Here is a 22,231-nt window from a genome sequence, read left to right on the forward strand (position 1 = left end):
AACAATAAAAACAGTGAATTTTGGTTTTTGTAACCCGACGATCACATTTTAATGCAGCCCATCGGTTGCATAACCCCGAAAAATCAAACGGATGGAACAAAGAAACATTCGGCAAATGTAATCATGAAAACTGGCACGGGCACAATTATGTGCTGAATGTAACCGTTGCCGGTAAGCAGGACGAAGATACCGGATACGTTATAGATTTATCTGACTTAAAGGAGATTGTTGAAAATCGTATTGTAGATAAATGTGATCACAAAAATCTGAATCTTGATGTTTCTTTTCTGGACGGGATTATGCCATCAACAGAAAATTTAGTTGAGGCTTTTTTTTACGAACTGGAAGATCCCATTCGTGAGGCAACACAACATCGAGGGTTCTTGTATGAGGTTGAGTTGCATGAAACCGAACGAAATTCTGCTAAATATTGTCCGTATCTCTTAGAAAAAGATATTCCCGCTATCAAGTAATTTAACAACTGTAGCTTAAACGAATGATTTCTACAAAATTGAATAGACACTACGATCCTACATTTACTGTATCTGACGACTATAAGGCAAGTCTGCCTGATCTACAAAATGGGCCGGCTTCGTTGATTGAAGGAGCAGATGTACCTATTCAGCAAGTTGGTATATCAGATTTTAAGTTGCCTTTGAAATACCCCCGACCCGATGGCGAGTTGCTTACGCTGGAAACATCAGTGGACGGCTATGTCGGACTTGAAGCGGGGAAGAAGGGCATCAATATGAGTCGCATTATGCGATCGTTTTATGATTTTGAAGATGATGTATTTCATCCGGATAAATTGGAAGAAGTACTGGAAACGTATCGCCAGGAACTAGATTCGAAATCGGCGTATTTGCGACTCACATTTAACTACCCGATTAAGCAGGAAAGCCTGCGATCAGGGTTAGAAGGTCATCAATACTATTCCGTAGCTATTGAAGGTACAATGGATGCCGACGGACATTTTCGGAAGTTTATGCATCTGGATTTTGAATATAGCAGTGCTTGTCCCTGCTCATATGAATTATCTGAGCATGCTCGCGAAACACGGGAAGTCGCCAGTATCCCACACAGTCAGCGCAGTATTGCGAATCTTACGGTGGAACTGAACGAGGAAATTTTTATTGAGGAATTAGTAAGCCATTGCCAAGAAGCACTCATGACGGAAACGCAGGTTATGGTTAAAAGAGAAGATGAGCAGGCGTTTGCAGAGATGAATGGTGCTTATCAAAAGTTCGTAGAAGATGCTGCCCGGTTGCTTTATGAGCAGTTAAATGATGAGGAACGTATTCACGATTTTGTGATTCGATGTGTACATATGGAAAGTTTACACAGTCATGATGCAGTAAGCCGGATTTGCAAAGGTATTAAAAACGGCCTGCGATAGAGGAGTTAAAGTTATTATAAGATAAAAGCCCTGATCGTTGGAGAACGTTCAGGGCTTTTTTTATGAATTACATTACCAATGGAAGTGAATTATTTTGGCTGCAACTGAATTGAGGATGAGTCGGTTTTCAGGTAAAAACGCATATTTTGTGATCCGAAGTGAATCGTAAAATACCCTTCCTCCAGAATATTTGTACCGCTGAAATCGGGATATCCCAAATGCTTTTTGGGATCAATTTCAAATGTTACTTTTTGTTGCTCTCCGGGATCCAATTGCAAACGCTCAAAGTGCTTTAATTCTTTAACCGGCCTGGTAATTCGTCCCACCTCATCTGTGATGTACCAAAGCACTGTTTCTGTGCCAACACGATCCCCGGTATTCGTTATTGTTGCTGTAGCCGTTATCTTTTGATCCTCGGTTAGTGTGGTATCGCTGAGCGATAAGTTATCATATGAGTAGTCAGTGTAGCTCAGGCCGTGACCAAAGTTCCATAGAGCAGTTGTCTTATCGGCTTGTTCGATATTATTAGCTATATCAGCATCAAAATAATATACGGCGCTTGATTTGTGATTATATGGTGCAAAGTGACCTACAAATTGTGGGTATGAGAAGGGAAGTTTACCACTTGGATTATAATCACCGCTCAATACATCAGCAATAGCTTCGGCTCCTTCAAAACCGGGCAGTCCGGCCCAAACGATTGCATTGGTTTCATCCACAATATCGGTAATAACACGGGGACGTCCTTCAACTAATACAAGGGCAGAGGGTTTGTCGGACTGATTGACAATTTGAATGAGATCCAGCTGATCTTCGGGAAGTTTGAGGCTGGTAATATTACCGACAAACTCCGTGTAAGGCTCTTCCCCGGCTGCAATGATAACCGCATCGGAATTATTTAAGGCTTCATTAAAGTGAGATCGTTGGTCTGAATTCCTTGGACCAATTGAATCGATGCTTACCACCTTGGTATCAGAGAACTTATCTGCAATAGCCTCACTTATCGTTTTCATTGATTCGGGATAACGTTCTTCTTCTGCGCCCTGCCATGCTAATGTCCATCCACCGGAAAGATTCTTTTTACTATTAGCAGTTGGACCGACAACCAGAATTTGATTTAAATCTTTTGAAAAGGGGAGGGTATTGTTATCATTTTTGAGTAGTACCATTGACTCGCGGGCGGCCTGAAGCGCTTTTTTCTTGTGAGATTCACTTCCGATGTTATCCAATCCTTTGCCGGACGGATAGGGGTGTTCAAATAATCCTAACTCAAATTTGAGCTTGAGAATACGTCGTACGGATTTATTAATGCGTTCCTCACTGATGCGCCCTTCTTCAACCAACCTTAACAGGCTTTCATTAAATTCCAATGACTGCGGAGTCATACTCATATCAATTCCTGCCTCAACAGCTTGATAGGTAGCCTCATCATAATTTTCAGCTGTTTTATGATAGTCAACGAGTTTGCCGATATCTGCCCAGTCAGTTACTGCAACACCTTCAAATCCCATTTCATCTCGAAGTAAATCAGTAACCAGTTGTTTGGAACTGTGAACCGGTATCCCATTAATTTCAGCACTATTAATCATCACCGTTTTAACTCCTGCATCAAAGGCAGCTTGAAAAGACGGACGATGGAATTCGTAGATTGTTTGCATTGACAAATCTACGGGGGTACGATCCCAGCCAGATCGTGGAACTGAGTATCCCAGGAAATGTTTTGCTGTTGCAGCCAGGCGGTAGGGTACTATATCGTGTTTTTGTTGATATCCATTTACGTAAGCCGTTCCAAGTTTGGAAGCAAGGTAAGGATCCTCACCAAAGGTTTCATATTGTCTGGCCCAATATGGATTTTGCCCGAGGTCTAATACCGGCGCGAAATTCCAGGTATGTCCCAGTGGAGCAGATTCAAGAGCCGTAATGCGACCGTTTTGATACGAATTTTCAGGATTAAAAGTGGCTCCAATATTTATGTTATGTGGAAAAATGGTGCTGTTTTGCACATAACTGGCTCCGTGAATATGGTCAATACCATAAATGATTGGGATACCCAATCTTGTTTCTTCTACCGCAATTTCTTGAAGTTTGCGAGTATACTCAATCCATTGTTCCGGTGGCACAGCCTCACCATTCAGAAATGAACCAATATGATGATTAGTCAATAACTTTTTGGCTTTTTGAGGATCCAAACTAACATTGCGCTGAACGCCGGTCTCGTTTATAAGCGTGATGTTAAGCTGAGTCATTTGCCCAACTTTCTCTTCAATGGTCATGCGGCTGAGCAGATCATCTACGCGTTCATCGATAGGACTTTCGGGATCTAAATACGTTTGTCCTGAGGCGATACTTACACTTCCCAAAACTATTAAGAAGCTAAAAAAAGAGGCAATTAGAAGAGAAATTCCCCTTTGTAGTCGGAGTGAAAAAAGAAATGATTGAGAATCCATAGTCGTCGTATTCTGAAATTTAAATTTAAATATAAGATACTTCTGCCTTATTGTTTGTAGCAGAAGTAATTGAAATTTCAGAACGACGGAACGCCTTGAAGCTACTGCAAGATTTTACAACTATCAAGAGAAAGTATAAAACTTGCATAATTCTACAACTCTTATATGTTTTTATATTCTTTTCTGAGACAAATCGAGCGACTTTTTGTTCAGATTACAACTAATAAGATCTATATTGGTTGAGCCTTAGCCGTGTTGTATTGTTCAAATATTATTGGTTGCGGTTTAGATGAAATAAGCAATCAGCATATTCAGAGTTTTTTGTCTTAAACTTTGTATTTTATCCAATCATGAAATGACGAATGTTATTTGCGGAGATTAATGAGTGCTAATCAGCTTGAATACGATAATTTTGACCCCCAAGAGCTTTGGACAAAGCTTTGTGAGGGAGATATTGAAGCACTGACAGCGCTATTCAACAATAATTTCGATTCTCTGTATAACTATGGTTATCGCGTAGTTCCCAACACTGATTTGGTTCGGGATTCAATTCAGGAGGTTTTTTATAATCTGTGGAAGTACCGAAATAATCTGAACCAACCCGATTCTGTTGAAGCCTATCTGTTCATATCGCTCCGTCGTCAACTTCTTCGGAAAAAGAAAAATATAAAACGGAGAGAGGATGTGGATAAAAAATATTTTTCAGAAGAGTTTGACCCACTCCTGGATTATCAGGTTTGGCAAGAAGCTTTGGTCCTGCAAGAGGAAAAAAAAGGAGACTTAAAAGAGGCGATTGCCGATCTTACCCCACGTCAGCGAGAAGTGATCTATTTAAAATATTTTGAAGGCCTTTCTACACAAGAGCTTGCCGAGATTCTACAGATTCGCGCACAAAGTGTCTATAATTTGGTACATGATGCTTTGGAAAACTTGCGAATTTACCTGGATGAATAACTTTTATGGCTTTTTGTAATGCAGTAAGTCATTGCCTGCCAGTGGTTTATGCTATTACTATTTTATCAGAGAGAAAAAGTGAAAAATATTGAGTAGAAATAGGGTTGGGGCCTCTCTATTACAGTGAAATCGAGGTTAATCTAATAGAAAAAGTAAATAAATCAATGCCTGACACACTCTCCGAATTATTAAAGGATGACTCTTTTGTCCGCTTTCTGAAAGGAAGTGCATCGGAGGAGGAAATGGAGCAATGGACTGCTTGGATGCAGGAAAGTGCTAAAAATGAGCAGCTGACAAAAAAAGCCAAAATATTGCTTGATAAAGGCACGCAGACCGTCCCAAAGCCAGATACGGATCTGGAATTAGAACGGCTGATGGAGCGTATCGACTCGGAACATCGATATAAGCCCCTTCAGGAAATAAAGAGAAAGCACAATAAGATGGTTTGGGCCACTATGGCTGCAGCTGCTGGTATTTTGCTTTTGGTTGGATTTTTGGCCCGGCACACACTTTTACAACAGAACGACGGAACAGAAAGTAGCCGGGCCACCTCGATTAATTATCAACTCATAGAAACCACTCCGGGACAAAAAACAACGGTCCATTATTCTGATGGGTCCGATATTGTAATGAATGCCAATTCTCAAATGCGGGTCCCTGAAAGATTAACCAGCGTTGATACTATGCGTGTTTGGTTAGAAGGAGAAGCCCTTTTTAGCATAACTCGAAAGCCAAAAGATGAGTCCAGAACATTTATCGTACATACCCCTGATGGGGAGGTATCGGTTCTTGGAACAGAATTTTCGGTGAATACTGTCAATGGGCACAGCAGGGTTGTATTGAAAGAGGGAAGAGTGAGGATCGATGTCCAGGACACGCTTGGAAAGAAAGGTTTGCATTATAACATGGAGCCAAATCAAATGGCGTTATTTTCTCACAGCCTAGATGAAATTGAAGTGGCGAAAGTGAATCCCGAAGTGTATACCTCTTGGGCCAGTGATAGTTTGGTTTTGGATAATACGCCGCTTTCAGACTTAATAAAGAGAATTGAGTTTACCTACAATGTGGAGGTTACAGTAAATAACAAAGCGCTTTTGGATAAAAAACTCACAGGCAGATTTAAGAACTTAAACTTGAGTTTCATTCTGGAGGGTATTGCTAAGACATTGGATGTTAATATCGAACAGCGGGAACAGAGAGTGTATATCAACGAAAAAACCGATTCATAGGATACTGGATCATGATTAATCATATAATTAAAAATCTAAATGATATGAAAACTAAAAGCTACACCTTCTTGGTTTTGTTCATCTTTTTATTTGGCGTTAATGCCGTGTGGGCAGATCAGTCAACACAGTATGTGCTAAATCAAAATTTTGCGGAGACCCAAGAGGTAGATAAGACGGTAAGTTTAGAGAAAAAATTGGAACGTATTGAAACCGGTTACAATGTGGTGTTTCTGTACGAATCCAGCGTTGTGGAAGGAAAACTTAGTTCTGCAAAACAGCTTGACGGAACGCTTAGAGAAAAAATTAAAAAACTTTTAGAGCCTCATGGTCTAGATTACAACTATATCGATAATCGGACCTTTGTAATATCAAAGCTATCTAAGGAAGAATTAGAACTTGTAGCTGATACAGTATCCGGTGTTGTAACCGATAGTGAAACAAACGAAACACTTCCCGGAGTGAATATTCTTGTCAAGGGAACGAGTCGTGGTACTTCTACGAACATGGATGGAGAATATTCTCTTCCATCCGTAGAGCCTCAAGATACATTGCGTTTCTCTTATATTGGTTATCAGACGCAAGAAATTGTATATGATGGACAAAACGTATTAAATGTAGCTCTACAGCCGCGCACATATGCTGCGGGAGAAGAAATTGTGGTTGTTGGTTATGGAACTCAACAGCGAAGAAATGTAAGTGGTTCGATATCTTCTGTAAGTTCAGAGGATTTGGATGAGGCCCCGGTGCAACGCTTGGATGATGCCTTGCAGGGTCGTCTTTCCGGAGTTCGTGTAACTTCAAGTTCAGGTGCTCCTGGTTCCTCTTCATCAGTTCGAATTCGTGGAACGACTTCTATCAACAATAGTGATCCCCTCTATATTGTGGATGGTGTACCTATTGAAAATGGCGGTATCGGTTATTTGAATCCAAGTGATATCGAATCGATACAGGTATTGAAGGATGCGGCTTCTGCAGCAATTTACGGTACACGAGCCGCCAGTGGCGTTGTTCTTGTGTCTACGAAAGGTGGGTCGCGCAGTAATTTTGAAGCGAGCTACAGTAGCTATTATGGTATACAGGGGCCTGAAAAAAAATTAGACCTGTTGAATGCCAGAGAATATGCTGTGTTGCGAAATGAGTCGTCCGTAGCAGCAGGTAATGGGATGGTTTTTCCTAATCCACAGCAGTACGGCGAAGGGACCGACTGGCAGGAAACGATTTTCAATAACTCTGCAGCGGTGATTAATCAGAACCTTAGTTTTAGCGGTGGAAATGAATCTTCCTCGTACTATGCCTCAATTGGGTATTATGATGAGCAGGGTATTGTGGCATCACCAATTTCTCATAATAAAAAGGTATCATTCCGAATAAACTCAACCATTGATGTTACGGACTGGTTAACCTTTAGTGAAAATATTAGTTATACCTACGAGAAGAATCGTGGAAGTTTAGGAACCAATACGGAGTATGGCGGTCCCCTCAGTTCCGCAATTAATCTGGATCCTATTACTCCAGTACTTATTACCAATGAATCTACTATTAACAGCCCTCCCTACAGCAATAATCCTGTAATACGGAACGATCAAGGATATCCCTACGCTATATCGCAATATGTAGGACAGGAAATGTCAAATCCGCTGGCATATATGGAGACACAGCGTGGAAATTATGGGTATTCACATAATATTGTTGGTAATCTGAGCCTCCAAGTTGAACCAATAGAAAATCTACTGGTTAAGACTGACATTGGAGTTAAGCCGGCGTTCTATGGCTTCGAGTCTTTCACCCCTATATATTACCTGAGTTCGGTTGCTCAGAATACAGGTACCAATAGTTTTGCTCGCGAGAATAGTCGTAACTTAATATGGAGTTGGGAAAATACTGTTAACTATACCACCAGCTTCGACTATCACAATTTTGACTTCCTTGTAGGAACCAGTACTCGTGAACAAAGTTCTACAACTGTTGGTGGAACGTATCAGGCTATCCCGGCACAGAACTTTGATAATGCCTCAATGAACTTTTCGGTGCCAAACGACCAGCGAATTGCTTTTGGAGGAGAGGCACAGCCATATGCCCTTAATTCGTACTTCGGGCGAATCAATTACGATTATGATAGCCGATATCTGTTAACGGTCGTACTCCGAGTTGATGGTTCTTCCCGATTCGGTAGTGAAAATCAGTATGGAACGTTTCCTGCTGTTTCAGTTGGTTGGGTTCCGACCTCGGAACAATTCTTCCCGGACACTTTCATTGATTATTTGAAAGTTCGTGCATCATACGGGGTTAACGGTAATGATCGATCGCTGGGTGATTTCCAGTACCAGTCAACGGTTTCTGGAGGTCGAAACTATGTGTTTGGGAACAGTATTTATACTGGTGCAAGTCCGAACGCGCCGGCTAATCCCAGCCTGGAGTGGGAAGAGACCACCCAAATAAATGCTGGTTTTGATGCCACTTTCCTGAATGATTTCTCTTTGACTTTTGATTACTACCATAAAGAGACTAATGGAATGTTACTTCAAGTTGAAATTCCCTCATACGTAGGAGCCAGTGGTAATCCGTTTGGTAATGTAGCCAGTTTGACCAATGATGGTGTTGAACTTGAATTGGGATACAACAAGCAGTTTGAGGACTACGGCTTTAGTGTTACCGCGAATGGTTCTTACAACAAGAACGAGGTTACCGATATTGGTGAAAATGATTTCTTAGTCGGATCGATTCCCCTTCAGGCTAGTGCTTACGAGCTAACCCGAACCACAGTCGGACAACCAATCGGATCATTTTACGGTTTTGAGACGCAGGGTATTTTCCAAACACAGCAAGAAGTAAATAGTTATACAAACTCTGACGGAGATCTCATACAGCCAAATGCCCAACCTGGTGATTTTCGCTGGAAGGATTTAAATGGTGACGGCCGAATTACGAGTGAAGATCGTACTTTTATCGGGAATCCAACGGCTCCCTGGACATTTGGTATAAACCTTTCTGCAAACTGGAAGCAGTTTGATTTCAAGATGTTTGGGCAAGGGGTATACGGAAATGAAATTTTCCAGGGCTTGCGACGCCTCGATATTGCCTCTGCCAACTACACAACAAGGGCATTGAATCGTTGGACAGGACCGGGTACTTCAAATTCTTATCCGCGTCTTTCCGATAATGATCCCAACAATAACTTTACAAATCCATCTGATTTTTATTTGTCTGATGGAAGCTATTTCAGGATCAAAACTCTGCAGCTTGGGTACACTTTGCCGGTTGGTCTTTCAAATGATCTCGGTATTCAAAAAGCGCGTGTGTACGTTCGTGCCGAAAACCTGGCAACAATAACCGGATATTCCGGTTATGATCCTGAGGTTGGCGGAGACAGCTTTGGAATTGACCGCGGTATTTATCCGCAAGCCCGATCGTTCCAAGTTGGGGTTAATATCAATTTTTAACACAGACAAATTTAAACAACACAATAATTGGTGAAAATGATGAAAAGTTTACTTACATATCTTATGTGTTTGGCTGTAATCGTTTCCTTTGCCTCCTGTGATAACGTCTTGGACGTGGAGCCTAAGGGACAGCAGTTAGAGTCGAATTATTATCAGACTCCTGACGAGGCATTTGCAGCATTAGTGGCTGCATACAATCCTATTGGGTGGCAAACGGGCGGACCTGATGGCACCTATATAAATATTCTCGGACCGCTTAACAGTGCTTCGGACGGTATGAATGCCGGTGGTGGGGGACCCAATGATGTAACACCATGGCAAGCTTGGAACAACTACGATCTAAGTGGTGCTGTGGGACCACAAGCAGGCTATTGGAGCAGAAGTTACACCGGTATTAATCGTGCAAACTTATTGCTGCAAAGAATAGACGGTGTTCAAGGGATGGATGAAGCAACGAAAGCCCGATACGTTGCAGAAGCCCGGTTTTTGCGTGGCTACTACTACTTATGGTTAGTTCGCCTTTTCCGCAATGTTCCGTTGATTACAGAACCACTTGAGACCAGCGAGATTTATCAACAAGAGCAGGCGCCGCCTGAAGATGTATATGCTCAGATTGATGCAGATTTATCTGCTGCGATTGGTGACTTGCCTACAGCCCCACTTCCGTCAAACGAAGCTGGACGTGCTACAAAGGGTGCAGCACGGGCATTTTTGGCAAAATCGCTGATGTGGGAAGTAGGAGATGGTGAAGATCAGGCGAAGATGCAGCGAGCTGCAGATCTGCTCAACCAAGTGAATACCTCTACGTCATACGACTTACTCGATAATTATCCTGATATATTCAGTCCGGATAATAAATTCCATTCGGAGTCCATTTTTGAAATTACCCATACGGAGGAAGGACAAGTTGATTGGGGATTTTTTGGCAGTGGAAATATTCATGGTAATGTGTATGTGCAGTTTGTTGGTGCCCGTGGTTATAGCGGACCCACGTACAATAGTGGGTATGGTTTTAATCCTATCACAACTAAATTAGTGGATGCACTCCAGGGCGACCCACGTTTGGACTATACTGTTGCTGATATTGGAAGCATGGCAGACCAAGGAACAGCCAGTTACGAGCCAGGCTATGAAGATACGGGGTACTTTGTTGAGAAGTTTGCCCCTTTGCAAGAATACACAGCACAAAGCGGGGTCATTGAACTTAATTATCCCAATAATTACATAGAAGTTCGTCTTGCAGGCACCTATCTGCTTGAGGCCGAAGCGCTCGTTCGGCTGAATGGTGCTGGTGATGCTCGAGCTCAATCGTTGCTCAATGATGTTCGTGACCGAGTGGGCTTGGGAACGGTACCTGCCACCCTTGATAACATTTATCGAGAAATGTGGTTGGAGCTGGCTACCGAAGGGCACCGCTGGTTTAATCTGGTGCGTACCGGCCGGGCGGCAGACGTATTGGCTGATGAAGGGTTTGTGGAAGGTGTTCACGAAGTATTGCCTATTCCATTGGAGTCACTCAATAACTCAGCTCTTGAACAAAACGATGGTTATGAATAACAGAGATAACCTTATTCGTTTAGCCGGTAGTTGTTTATGCATATTACCCTTGGAATGTACCATAGGATTTTGTGGAAACAGCTATCGGTATACAAAACATTAATCTGAAAGATATATACCATTATGTTTAAGTTTAAAAATTTAAGAATCATGAAACAGCCATTGACGTTCGTTTTGGTACTCATAGGAGGTTTGCTCATCTCGTCTTGCAATGATAGTGCTACAAACGGTGGTGAGCTTGGATCTACGCCTCCCGATGCTTCATTTACAGTTACGGAGGTACCTGATCAAGAAAATACCTATGTGTTGGAGAGCACAACCGAAGGTGCTTTTATGTGGGAATGGGATATTGATGATGGAAATGGTTGGCAAAAAGGTAATGAAATTGATACTGCCTTCTACTCCCAGGCAGGTGACTACAATATAAAGCTGAGAGCTTTTGGAGAAGCTGGCTCTGATACTGCAAGCAGTATCCTTAATGTAGCTCAAAATGCCTGTGTGGGTGATTTAGAACTCCTAACGGGCTGTGATGGCAAAACATGGGCGCTAAGTCCTGAAGCCGGAGCTGTATGGATTGGAACAGCGGACTTTGGCACCCAGTATTTCGCTTATTCAGAAGCTGATATCACCGGACGTAGTTGCCAGTTCAATGATGAATATACCTTTAATCTTGATCTTACCATGAACAGAGATCTTTTGGGAGATATCTGGGTTGATGCGGAAGGAAGTGCTAATCCGTTTCCAGGTGATATTATATCCAGTGGCGAAACCGGTTGCTACGATTGGAGTGTTATAAATACTAATTATTCTGCTTGGGGATCGGGAACGTTTAACTACTCACTTTCCGGAAATCAATTGAATATTAATGGCGACGGCGCTTATATGGGGCTTTATAAAGTAGGAGACAGTGGTATTACTGCTACTCCTGAAAGTTCAATATCATATGAAATATTGGAACTCACGCAAGACCGTTTAGTCGTTGCTGCAATTTACAATGACATTAATCTCGCTTTTAGATATATCTTTGCACCTACGCAGTAAAGTTTAATTTGGTACTCCCAATAGCCGAAGAAAGGTTTTTCGGTTATTGGGTTTATTTATGAAAGACAGCATAGCATACCCTGTAACACCGTTGTTGATCGAATGTTCATTTCTGTTTTAATGAGCTGCCAAAAGGTTGATTCTGATTAGTTATTTATCCTGCGGGTTACAATTTTTTGGGTGGATAAATAGCAACTTTGAACGGGTAGTACTCTTGTGATACTCCTGGTCGATAGAAGAAATTGTTTCCCAATTGTTTGGTATTGGTACTGTAGCATTATTGTGACTAAAAATGAGCTGGTCATTAATTGTTTTTGAATGGTCAGATCACAAACAACAGGTTTTAACTAAATTTTTTGAATCATGGCTTTTTATTTAAACAGAAAAATTCTCTTTTGTATTGTCAGTATCATGTCTGTGCTAACGATAGCAGCTTGTGGAGATGATAAAGGAATCACGACATCGGGTCCAGGAGAGCCAAATCCCCCAGATACCAGTACCAGCAATAATGAATATGAGCTTGTATGGAGCGAGGAGTTTAATTATGAGGGCGCCCCTGATCCCGATAAATGGAATTTTGAAATTGGAGCTAACGGCTGGGGCAATAATGAGCTGCAGTATTACACCGACCGATTAGAAAATGCCCGGGTTGGTGACGGCGTATTAACGATTACTGCTCGAGAAGAGAATTATCAAGGTGCAAACTATACCTCTGCCCGAATGATTACGTATGAAAATGACCATTATTGGCAATATGGGCGTGTGGAAGCACGCATTAAATTGCCGGAAGGGCAAGGTATATGGCCTGCTTTTTGGATGCTAGGCAAAAACATTTTTGAGGGTACAACGTGGCCTGCTACCGGTGAAATTGATATTCTGGAGATGGTGGGCGGTGGTGAAGATGACAGCATTTTACATGGAACGGCACACTGGGATGATAATGGGCATACTTATCAAGGCGGCTCAGTAACGCACTCCGAAAAGCTCTCGCAGGATTTTCATACTTATGCAATAGAATGGGACGAGCAGCAGATTAGGTGGTATTTTGATGGCGTGCAATATTATTCGCTCAGCATCCAATCTACGGCGATGAGTGAATTCGATGCCCCATTTTTTATCCTGCTTAATATTGCCGTGGGTGGAGACTGGCCCGGAAATCCGGATGAGACAACCCAATTTCCCCAAACGATGGAAGTAGACTACGTACATGTATATCAAAAATGATGGTCTTCAAATCTCAATAAAGTAAAATAGAATTCAAATGAGTAAAAGTTATAATGTAAGCCGCGTAATTCTATTATCATCAGCAGCGGCACTTGGTGGGTTTTTATTCGGTTTCGACAGCGGGGTCATCAATGGTACGGTAGACGCCCTTCAATTGGCTTTTGACTCTGATTCGGCCGGAACAGGTTTTAATGTGGCATCCGTGCTGCTGGGTAGCATGGTCGGCGCTTTCTTTGCCGGAACACTCGCAGATAAATTTGGTCGTAAACCGGTGATGATTGCCACGGCACTTGCATTTATTTGTAGTGCCTGGGGATCAGGGATATCAAATGGATCATTGGAATTTATTATTTATCGGATTATCGGAGGGATGGCTATGGGAGCGGCCAGTATTCTTGCTCCCGCTTATATAAGTGAAATTGCTCCTTCTAAGGTGCGTGGACGTCTGGCTACGCTGCAACAATTGATGATTGTGGTAGGATTATTCATGGCGTTCATGAGTAATTACTGGCTGGCCGGATTATCCGGTGGGGCAACGGAAGTTCTTTGGGGGGGATTTCAAACCTGGAGATGGATGTTCTGGGCTGAGATAATTCCTGCTTCTATATTCTTTCTTTCATTGTTGGCTATCCCTGAATCTCCACGGTATTTAGTGGCGGCTGGAAAAGTTGAGGAGGCGGGTAAAGTACTTAAAGGAATCCTGCCAAAAATAAACATCAGAAAAAAAGTCGCGGATATAGAGTCTACCCTGCAAGAAGGGATAAAGCCCAAACTCCGGAATATTTTTGACAGTTACAGCGGCAAGGTACATCCATTGGTTTGGGTGGGTTTGGGATTAGCTGTACTACAACAGTTTACGGGCATCAATGTCATTTTTTATTACGGTGCAACCCTTTGGAAGTCAGCAGGATTTACGGAGGGTGACGCTCTGTTACAAAACGTAATCAGCGGTAGTGTGAACATTTTCTTTACTTTTGTCGCTATCATGCTGATTGATAAAGTAGGACGAAAACCACTTTTATTAATTGGATCATTGGGACAGGCCGTAATGCTCGGCGTTATGGCATATGTCTTTAGTATTGCACCGAGTGGTGGAGCAGATTCCGTGACATTAGGTCCAACGCAAGGTATTATTGCGTTATTGGCTGCCAATACGTATATCGCCTTCTTTGCTTTTTCATGGGGCCCGGTTATGTGGGTTATGCTTGGTGAAATGTTCCCAAATCACTACCGCGGTGCTGCACTTGCCGTATGTGGAATGGCTCAGTGGGGAGCAAACTTTATTATTACAATAAGCTTCCCAGTATTGTTAGCAAATCTTGGACTTGGTATTTCGTACGGTATCTATGCGTTCTTTGGCGTTGTTGCATACTTCTTTGTGAAGAAGTTTGTAGACGAAACCAAAGGATTAAGTTTGGAAGATATTTCACGAGGTGGAGCCCAGAAGGCAAAACCAGCTAAGGCAGATATTGCTGATTAAGCATCATTTGGGATTATATGACATTAACCCAGTAAAATACGATAACATTCAGAATTAGATAGCCTTGATCCTTTAGCACCTTTTGGTTTAAGCCAAAAGGTGCACGCGTTGCCAAAACCTATACTGTAGCAAAGCCTGCCTACACCGAAGCTTTTCAACAAAAAAACTATTACAAGATAGATTCTGCAATGAGGGTATGGAAATTAAAAAGGCATCGCAGCTAATGAGCTGCGATGCCTAAAATTTTCGAAGCCGTTTTAAGAGCTTAGTTCAAAGCCTCATTGACAAGTTTTTCCTGTTCGGCTTTGTGAACTTTCTTTTGTCCGGCTGCCGGAGAAGCAGAAGCTTGACGACCTACATAACGCAGGTTCTGGCCGTCTTTAAGTTGCTGCATGATGCGTGTTGAGACAAATGTCCAAGCCCCCATGTTTTTAGGTTCTTCCTGGCACCAAACGATATCATCAACATGGCTGTACTCATCCAGAATATTGCTTACGTCCGAGTCAGGGAAAGGATAAAACTGCTCTAACCGAGCGATAGCTACATTATCGATTTCTTCTTCCTGGCGCTGCTTATACAGATCATAATAGACCTTACCGGAACAGATTACCAATCGATCAATATTGCTTTCGTCTTCTACTTCCTGATCAGGGATAAACGGCTGATATTCTCCCTTGGCTAAGTCATCAGTTTTGGATGTTGCCAGCGGGTGACGCAATAAACTCTTAGGCGACATGATCATCAACGGCTTTTTGTTATCCTGCTTTGCTTGTTTACGCAAGATGTGGAAATACTGAGCTGGAGTAGTCAGGTTTACAACCTGCATGTTATCTTCGGCACAAAGCTGTAGATAACGCTCCAATCGTGCTGATGAGTGCTCAGGTCCCTGTCCCTCATAACCGTGGGGCAGGGTCATTACAAGGGATGAATTTTGTCCCCACTTGGCTTCACTTGCAGATACATATTGATCCATCATTACTTGTGCCCCATTTGCGAAATCACCAAACTGAGCTTCCCAAATAACGAGTGCATCGAGCTTGGCTGCACTGTATCCGAATTCAAAACCTACTGCAGCAAATTCACTGAGCAAACTGTTATATGGATAGAAGGGCGCCTGATCGTCCTCAAGATTGTTGAGTGGAATAAATTGTTGATCTGTTTCTGTGCCATGCAGAATGGCGTGGCGGTGCGAAAAGGTTCCGCGTTCTGCATCCTGACCGGTAAGTCGTACTGTCGTGCCATCTTTCAATAGAGAACCGAATGCCAATGCTTCTGCAAAGCCCCAGTCGATTTTCTTCTCATTTTTTTCAACTGTTTCGGCGCGCTTGGCAAGCTGTTTTAACAACTTAGGGTTTGCGTCGAAATCTTTGGGAACCGTATTCAATTTTACGGCAATATCTTTAAGTTCTTTTTCAGGATAGGTGGTATCCGGGAATTCCGGCCATTCGTCTTGGGTCATCTCATGACGGTCAATCATATCTTCTGTAACCTCAAGGGGAGAGGCATTTTTCGCATCCTCGAAAGCCTCACGAAGAAGTTCGTCAAATTCATCAAAGATTTCCTGCATTTCTTCTTCCGTAAATTCACCGCGTCCCAAGAGTGTTTCTGTATAGATATCGCGAACTGTAGGATGATTTTCGATTTCTTTGTACATGCCCGGCTGCGTGAAAGCAGGTTCGTCTCCTTCGTTATGTCCGTGTTTACGGAAGCCGATCAAATCGATAACCACATCCTTGCCAAATTTCTGGCGATATTCGAAGGCCATCTGCATAGCATGTACGGCTTCTTCGGGATTGTCACCATTAACGTGGAAAATCGGAGCTAAAATAGCCTTGGCAAGATCAGAAGCATATTCTGTCGAACGTCCATCTTCGGGGAGGGTCGTAAATCCAATTTGGTTATTTAAGATAATGTGGATAGTACCGCCGGTTTTATAGGCATCCAGCTGAGACATATTTAGTGTTTCAGCAACAACCCCTTGACCGGAAAACGCAGCATCACCGTGTATAAGAACGGGTAGATTTTTCTTTTCGGCGTTTTCACCGTCGTGATCCTGAGTAGCGCGAGTGGCTCCTTCAACAACGGGGTTAACCGATTCGAGATGACTTGGATTTGGCATCAACTCAATTTCAACTTCTTCACCGGCCGTTGTTTCATAAGTTCCTTTCGACCCCAGGTGATATTTGACATCACCGGATCCTTGAATGCTGTCAGGGTCGAGGTTCCCTTCAAAGTCAGCAAAGACTTTTCGATAGGGCTTATTCATAATATTTACGAGGATATTTAAGCGTCCCCGATGGGCCATACCCATAAATATTTTTTCAACTTGGTCTTCGCCCGCTTTTTCAAGCATGTGATCCATCATTGGAATAAGCGTATCTTCACCTTCCAGAGAAAAACGCTTGTGACCGATATACTTCTTATGCAAGAACTGCTCAAAAGCCATCGCCTGATTTAATTTATGCAAGATCTGCTTTTTCTGATCTTTAGTAAGTTCAGGCGTATTTGTTGTGGATTCCATGCGTTCACGCAGCCACTTGCGCTCTTCCAAATCAAGGATATGCATGAACTCGGCACCCATCTTGCCACAATAAGTCTCACGCAGCAAGGTAATAATTTCGCGAAGTGTCGCTTTCTCATTGCCTCCAAGACCACCGCAGTAAAATTCTCGATCAAGATCCCAAAGCGTGAGATCGTAATAGCTGAGATCGAGTTCCGGACTCTGTCCGGGTTCATCGCTTAATGGATCAAGATCGGCAAGAACGTGCCCGCGCGTGCGGTACATATTAATGAGTCGCATCACGTTAATGGCACGCTTATTTTGTTCCAACGTAGCACCGCTACCATCAAGCTGACCGACATAGGTATCGGCCCCAAAGGGCAGAGGATCATAGGGGATTTCAAGATCCTCAAATATTTCGTTGTAAAAACTCTCTTCCCCGTTGAGTAAGCTGTGTACTTTCTTTAGAAATGCTCCCGACTCGGCTCCTTGTATTACGCGGTGATCGTATGTCGAAGTCACATTCATAACTTTGCTAATGCCCAGCTTATTGAGTACCTCTTGCGACATCGACTGGTATTCCGCCGGATAGTCGATAGCCCCGGTAGCAATAATTGCACCCTGGGTTTTCATCAGACGCGGTACCGACTGTACGGTTCCAATCATTCCCGGGTTCGTGAGCGTAAGGGTTGTACCCTGGAAATCAGAAATTTCAAGATTGCTGTTTCGGGCTTTATCAATAAGATCCGAATAGGCATAAAGAAATTCTTTAAAGTTCATCTTATCTACGCCCTTAATGTTGGGCACCAACAGATTCCGAGAGCCATCCTTGTTTTGAACATCAATAGCTAATCCCAGATTAACCTGGTCTGGAATAACTTTGTGAGGCTCGCCATCTTTGTAGATGAACGAGTTATTCATGTTGGGATATTCTTCCAGCGCTTTGATAATTGCCCAAGCGATATAGTGCGTGAATGAAGACTTGGGTTCGTTGCGCTGCTTCAGGTGCCGGTTGATAATAGCCCGATCCTCAATGAGCATCTTCATAGGCAGTGACCGAACCGAAGTAGCTGTAGGTACTTCCAGACTTTCATCCATATTTTCGACAATCTTGCTGGATACCCCTTTGATTTTTTCAAGGGTTGCTCCGGAAGGAATATCAGCGTCGCCATCTTCTTTTGGCTGGGACGCTTTTTGGGTTGTTTTTTGTTCCTTGGGTTTTGATGGAGCAGTTTGGGCAGGGGCCGGACCGTTGCCGGCTTTTTGTGCCTCCGATTTAAGGTCTTCCGCCCGTTCTACGCCTTCAATTTCATCAAAATACTGGCGCCAGTGATTAGGAACAGAAGAAGGGTCTTCTTTATATTGATTAAACAGTTCTTCAACGAGTGCGGAATTAGGTCCGAAAACAGCTTCGAGCGACTTCAAAATATGGTCTTATTGGGTTGTTTTAATTATTAGGAAATAAACGTCTGCAAGAGTTAATATTGAGTGTTATTTTTGGTTTCTTTAAACCATAAACAATCAAGCGTAAAGTTAATCATTGTAATATTAAATTACGATTCTTGAGCAGAGATAATTTTTGATTTTATTCTGTTTATGATAGTTATCCCAACAATGATTAGATAAAGTAGGTTTCAGTAAATTTATGAACGACAAAGTGAAAGAAAAAACAGGGGCAGAAGATGTGCAATGGGATCTTTCTGATCTCTACAGTTCTATTGATGACTCCGCTCTTGAAAACGATAAGAAAAAAATCGTTGAGCAGGCCAAAGAGTTTGCGTCAACTTACAAGGGAAACGTAGCTGATCTTGATGAAAAAGGTATGAAACAGGCTCTGCAAGATTATGAAGAGCTTATTGAGATGGCCGGAAAGATCGGTTCATACGCCCATCTCATGTGGTCCACAAACACCAATAAGGCCGAATTCGGTAAGCTGAAACAGGAAGCAAGCGAGCTTACGTCCGAAGTTCATCAGATGCTAGTGTTTTTTGATGTGGAATGGTTGGCTGTGGATGATGAACAAGCTCGCAAGTTGATAGAAAGTGATGAGTTGCAAGAGTACAAGCACTATCTCGAAACATCCCGTAGATACAAAGATCATGTGCTGAGTGAAAAGGAAGAGCAGGTATTATCTGCAAAGAAAGTAACCGGGCGCAGTGCGTGGAATCGTTATTTTGATGAAACCATGGGGGCGGCCCGTTTTGAGTTGGATGGCGAAGAGTTAACCCAGCAGGAGGTGTTGGGCAAGCTCCATGAGCCTGATCGTGATCTTCGGAAACGAGCACACGCATCACTAACGGAGACGTTCGAGGATCACAGTCGTACGTTGACGTTTATTTTTAATACGCTGCTGGCTGATAAACATACCGATGACAAATTACGCAACTACGATAGCTGGATCTCATCACGAAATCTGGCTAATGAAATTGACGATGAAACCGTTGAGGTGTTGATTGAATCGGTTACGAATAACTATGATCTTGTTCATCGGTTTTATGATTTAAAGCGTAATCTTTTGGGATATGAAAAGCTCTATGACTACGATCGGTATGCGCCCATCCTTGAGAGCGAGAAGAAAATCCAGTGGGATGAAGCCCAGGAAATGGTGTTGGATTCGTATACCGACTTTCATTCAGAGATGGGTTCCGTAACCCAAAAGTTTTTTGACAACAGTTGGATCGATGCTGCGATGAAGCCCGGCAAGCGTGGCGGGGCGTATTCGGCCAGTACTGTACCGTCGGTGCATCCGTATGTATTTATGAATTTTGATGGTAAGATTCGTGATGTGCAAACGCTGGCACACGAACTGGGGCACGGAGTTCACCAGTATTTATCTCGGGAGCAAGGAGCTCTGCAAGCTGATACTCCTTTGACTACAGCTGAAACAGCCTCTGTATTTGGAGAAATGCTGGTCTTTCAAAAATTGATGCGAAAGCTCGACGATCCCAAAGAAAAACTCGCACTGCTTATCGGTAAAATTGATGATACTATTGCCACGGTGTTTCGTCAGGTTTCGATGAACCGGTTTGAACACGCTATGCATACCCATCGGCGTGAAAAAGGAGAACTTACCACCGGGGATTTCTCAACACTATGGCGTGAGACTCAGGAAGCAGTTTATGGTGATTCAGTAACATTAACTGAGGAGTATAATCTTTGGTGGAGTTATATTCCACATTTTTTACATACGCCGGGATATGTATATGCTTATGCTTTCGGCGAACTGCTGGTATTGGCACTGTATCAAGAATATACGCGTTCAGAAAATGGGTTTTCGGATAAATATATTGAGATGTTGCGCGCGGGTGGATCAGACTGGCCGGAAAATATTGTCGGCAAGTTAGGATTAGATATTACACAGCCGGACTTTTGGGATAATGGTCTATCGGCTATTGAGGAGATGATCAAACAGGCAGAAGAACTGGCAAAAAAGATAAATTAACAGGGGATGGATAATTACGAAACGGCACGGGATAAGGAGCGATCGAATGCCGAATTAATGGGGCAGAAACGTCAGGAAAAAGCGCTTCGTGAATTCAAACAGGTGCTTAATGATCTGATTTTTCTGCTACAGAGTGCTTCCGAAATGGAAACGGTATATATGTATTGGGTTAACCGTTCGAGGGAGCAGTTTGTGATGGAGACAAAATCAACGGCTTTCGAGAATGTGATGTTTAAAGATCGGATCAGTTTCGACAAACACTTCCTCAACGAGTTCAAGGATCTGGATGAACCTGCGGCGATAGAGATTGGTGAGGATATACCTGCTTCAGCACTAAATCATTACTACAGTGAAGTGCCTGTCAAATATATTACGTTGCTTCCGTTTGTAAATAATGGAGAAACGGTAGCCCTAACGGTGTTGGAATCCAAAGATCATATCTTTACAGAGAATAAGAGCGATGTTATTTATTCGTATATCAATGCGTTGCGCAATGTATTGAATACCTACTTAGAGATCAGTGATCTTTATGAGCAGCAGGACGAATGGATTAATTACGAGAATTGTATTTCGGAATTAGAGGTTCGGTGTCACCGAACAGAGTTGATAAAGAAGCTCTTGAATACTATTCAATCATTTTTGTATGACGGAGGGGTTTCATTTATCACCAGGGGGATGGACAATTGGTATAATGTGCTGAACGCTGATGAGGCCAAATATGCACCGCCTGTTGGTATGAAGATGGAAGAGCGTTCGCTGGCCTATGAGGCTGCTGAGCAAGGAAGCGCAGAGTTTGCGATCCATTTTAACAACAATCCCAAACGGCTTTCACCGCGGGAACTGCATTCGGAGGGAGCAACGCTTGCGATTCCATTGAAGATGAAGGATCGGCGACAGGGAGTGGTGCTGGTATACGATAAAAATCCCCTCATATTTAAAGAATCTACAAAGCATAAATTAGTAAATCTGGTTCGTATTGCGGGATTACAGATGCTCTCAAATAACCCCAAGTTGGATGTTGACGGTTCTGTATTTGCCAATCAATATGGGGCCTATTTACCGGAGCTGTGGGAGCAAACTATAAATTCAGAATTATATCGTCTCAATTCTGATTCAGGAATGCAAAAAACTTGGTTTGGATTGGTAACGCTTTCGAATTTACCTGAATTACGGACCAAGCTGCGGATGGATCAATTGGATCAGATGCAGAAGGATTTGGTTGCATCCTTTAATCCAAGTCAGTTCGGTTATAATGGCATTTTAGGATATAACTCTGATTATGTGTATTCCTTTTTGATCCAGAGCAAAGATGAGGATGCGGTAAAGAACTGGAGTAAATCTATCAAAAAGAAGTTTGACAGTTCGTTTGAACTTTCCAACGGCATTCATATTGAAACAGGTATAAAAGTGGGATTTGTACGATTGGACAGTGACTACACTGATAGCTATCAAGTGGTAAAAAATGCCAAATCGGCTTTATCACAGGCACTCAAATCCAATAAAAACGAAGCAGTATAATAT

13 protein-coding genes are annotated in these 22,231 nt (G+C 42.6%); 11 read left to right on the forward strand and 2 right to left on the reverse strand.

The window, feature by feature from the left end; genetic code table 11:
* Positions 1-20: 20 nt before the first annotated feature.
* Both ACT3IB_RS12470 and folE2 read left to right on the forward strand, forming a co-directional pair.
* A complete protein-coding gene (locus tag ACT3IB_RS12470; protein ID WP_491539344.1) occupies positions 21-473 on the forward strand; it encodes a 6-pyruvoyl trahydropterin synthase family protein in 453 nt (150 codons plus the stop codon).
* Between the two features lie 23 nt (positions 474-496).
* Positions 497-1,396: a GTP cyclohydrolase FolE2 gene (gene folE2, locus ACT3IB_RS12475; RefSeq protein ID WP_491539345.1), complete on the forward strand. Its 900-nt coding sequence runs from the start codon at positions 497-499 to the stop codon at positions 1,394-1,396.
* A gap of 89 nt (positions 1,397-1,485) precedes the next feature.
* On the opposite strand, the gene ACT3IB_RS12480 is transcribed toward folE2, so the two are convergent.
* The gene (locus tag ACT3IB_RS12480; protein WP_491539346.1) at positions 1,486-3,843 is read right to left on the reverse strand and encodes a glycoside hydrolase family 3 N-terminal domain-containing protein; all 2,358 of its coding nucleotides are present in this window, start codon (positions 3,841-3,843) and stop codon (positions 1,486-1,488) included.
* Positions 3,844-4,224: 381 nt separating this feature from the next.
* Here ACT3IB_RS12480 and ACT3IB_RS12485 point away from each other — a divergent pair, with 381 nt between their 5' ends.
* The 7 genes from ACT3IB_RS12485 to ACT3IB_RS12515 all read left to right on the forward strand — a co-directional run bounded on the left by ACT3IB_RS12485 (position 4,225) and on the right by ACT3IB_RS12515 (position 14,768).
* The gene (locus tag ACT3IB_RS12485; protein ID WP_491539347.1) at positions 4,225-4,797 is read left to right on the forward strand and encodes an RNA polymerase sigma factor; all 573 of its coding nucleotides are present in this window, start codon (positions 4,225-4,227) and stop codon (positions 4,795-4,797) included.
* 164 nt (positions 4,798-4,961) lie between these two features.
* Entirely contained in the window at positions 4,962-6,026 is a 1,065-nt protein-coding gene (locus ACT3IB_RS12490; RefSeq protein WP_491539348.1) for a FecR family protein, read from the forward strand.
* Between the two features lie 44 nt (positions 6,027-6,070).
* A complete protein-coding gene (locus ACT3IB_RS12495) occupies positions 6,071-9,466 on the forward strand; it encodes a SusC/RagA family TonB-linked outer membrane protein (RefSeq protein ID WP_491539349.1) in 3,396 nt (1,131 codons plus the stop codon).
* Positions 9,467-9,502: 36 nt separating this feature from the next.
* Positions 9,503-11,023: a RagB/SusD family nutrient uptake outer membrane protein gene (locus ACT3IB_RS12500; RefSeq protein ID WP_491539350.1), complete on the forward strand. Its 1,521-nt coding sequence runs from the start codon at positions 9,503-9,505 to the stop codon at positions 11,021-11,023.
* 150 nt (positions 11,024-11,173) lie between these two features.
* Positions 11,174-12,064, forward strand: a complete 891-nt coding sequence (locus ACT3IB_RS12505) for a PKD domain-containing protein (protein ID WP_491539351.1) — start codon at positions 11,174-11,176, stop codon at positions 12,062-12,064.
* Between the two features lie 363 nt (positions 12,065-12,427).
* Positions 12,428-13,288 carry a glycoside hydrolase family 16 protein gene (locus tag ACT3IB_RS12510; RefSeq protein ID WP_491539352.1) on the forward strand — a complete coding sequence of 287 codons (861 nt, stop codon included), beginning with the start codon at positions 12,428-12,430 and terminating at the stop codon, positions 13,286-13,288.
* Between the two features lie 37 nt (positions 13,289-13,325).
* Positions 13,326-14,768, forward strand: coding sequence for a sugar porter family MFS transporter (locus ACT3IB_RS12515; protein ID WP_491539353.1), 1,443 nt, complete (start codon positions 13,326-13,328; stop codon positions 14,766-14,768).
* Between the two features lie 265 nt (positions 14,769-15,033).
* Here the strand turns inward: ACT3IB_RS12515 and ACT3IB_RS12520 are convergent, their stop codons facing one another.
* On the reverse strand, positions 15,034-18,693 hold the full coding sequence (locus ACT3IB_RS12520; protein ID WP_491539354.1) for a multifunctional oxoglutarate decarboxylase/oxoglutarate dehydrogenase thiamine pyrophosphate-binding subunit/dihydrolipoyllysine-residue succinyltransferase subunit: 3,660 nt from the start codon (positions 18,691-18,693) through the stop codon (positions 15,034-15,036).
* A 220-nt stretch (positions 18,694-18,913) separates the two neighbouring features.
* Between ACT3IB_RS12520 and ACT3IB_RS12525 the strand changes: the two genes are divergently transcribed.
* Positions 18,914-20,710, forward strand: coding sequence for a M3 family oligoendopeptidase (locus tag ACT3IB_RS12525; protein WP_491539355.1), 1,797 nt, complete (start codon positions 18,914-18,916; stop codon positions 20,708-20,710).
* A 6-nt stretch (positions 20,711-20,716) separates the two neighbouring features.
* Positions 20,717-22,228: a GAF domain-containing protein gene (locus tag ACT3IB_RS12530; protein ID WP_491539356.1), complete on the forward strand. Its 1,512-nt coding sequence runs from the start codon at positions 20,717-20,719 to the stop codon at positions 22,226-22,228.
* Positions 22,229-22,231 lie beyond the last annotated feature (3 nt).

Source organism: Fodinibius sp. GM21 (genome assembly GCF_058386955.1).

What these genes read in the sequence shown, in the direction of transcription:
- folE2 (WP_491539345.1), top strand. Translation starts at nt 497, where the DNA reads ATGATTTCTACAAAATTGAATAGACACTACGATCCTACATTTACTGTA.
- ACT3IB_RS12480 (WP_491539346.1), bottom strand. Translation starts at nt 3,843, where the DNA reads ATGGATTCTCAATCATTTCTTTTTTCACTCCGACTACAAAGGGGAATT.
- ACT3IB_RS12485 (WP_491539347.1), top strand. Translation starts at nt 4,225, where the DNA reads ATGAGTGCTAATCAGCTTGAATACGATAATTTTGACCCCCAAGAGCTT.
- ACT3IB_RS12490 (WP_491539348.1), top strand. Translation starts at nt 4,962, where the DNA reads ATGCCTGACACACTCTCCGAATTATTAAAGGATGACTCTTTTGTCCGC.
- ACT3IB_RS12495 (WP_491539349.1), top strand. Translation starts at nt 6,071, where the DNA reads ATGAAAACTAAAAGCTACACCTTCTTGGTTTTGTTCATCTTTTTATTT.
- ACT3IB_RS12500 (WP_491539350.1), top strand. Translation starts at nt 9,503, where the DNA reads ATGATGAAAAGTTTACTTACATATCTTATGTGTTTGGCTGTAATCGTT.
- ACT3IB_RS12505 (WP_491539351.1), top strand. Translation starts at nt 11,174, where the DNA reads ATGAAACAGCCATTGACGTTCGTTTTGGTACTCATAGGAGGTTTGCTC.
- ACT3IB_RS12510 (WP_491539352.1), top strand. Translation starts at nt 12,428, where the DNA reads ATGGCTTTTTATTTAAACAGAAAAATTCTCTTTTGTATTGTCAGTATC.
- ACT3IB_RS12515 (WP_491539353.1), top strand. Translation starts at nt 13,326, where the DNA reads ATGAGTAAAAGTTATAATGTAAGCCGCGTAATTCTATTATCATCAGCA.
- ACT3IB_RS12525 (WP_491539355.1), top strand. Translation starts at nt 18,914, where the DNA reads ATGAACGACAAAGTGAAAGAAAAAACAGGGGCAGAAGATGTGCAATGG.
- ACT3IB_RS12530 (WP_491539356.1), top strand. Translation starts at nt 20,717, where the DNA reads ATGGATAATTACGAAACGGCACGGGATAAGGAGCGATCGAATGCCGAA.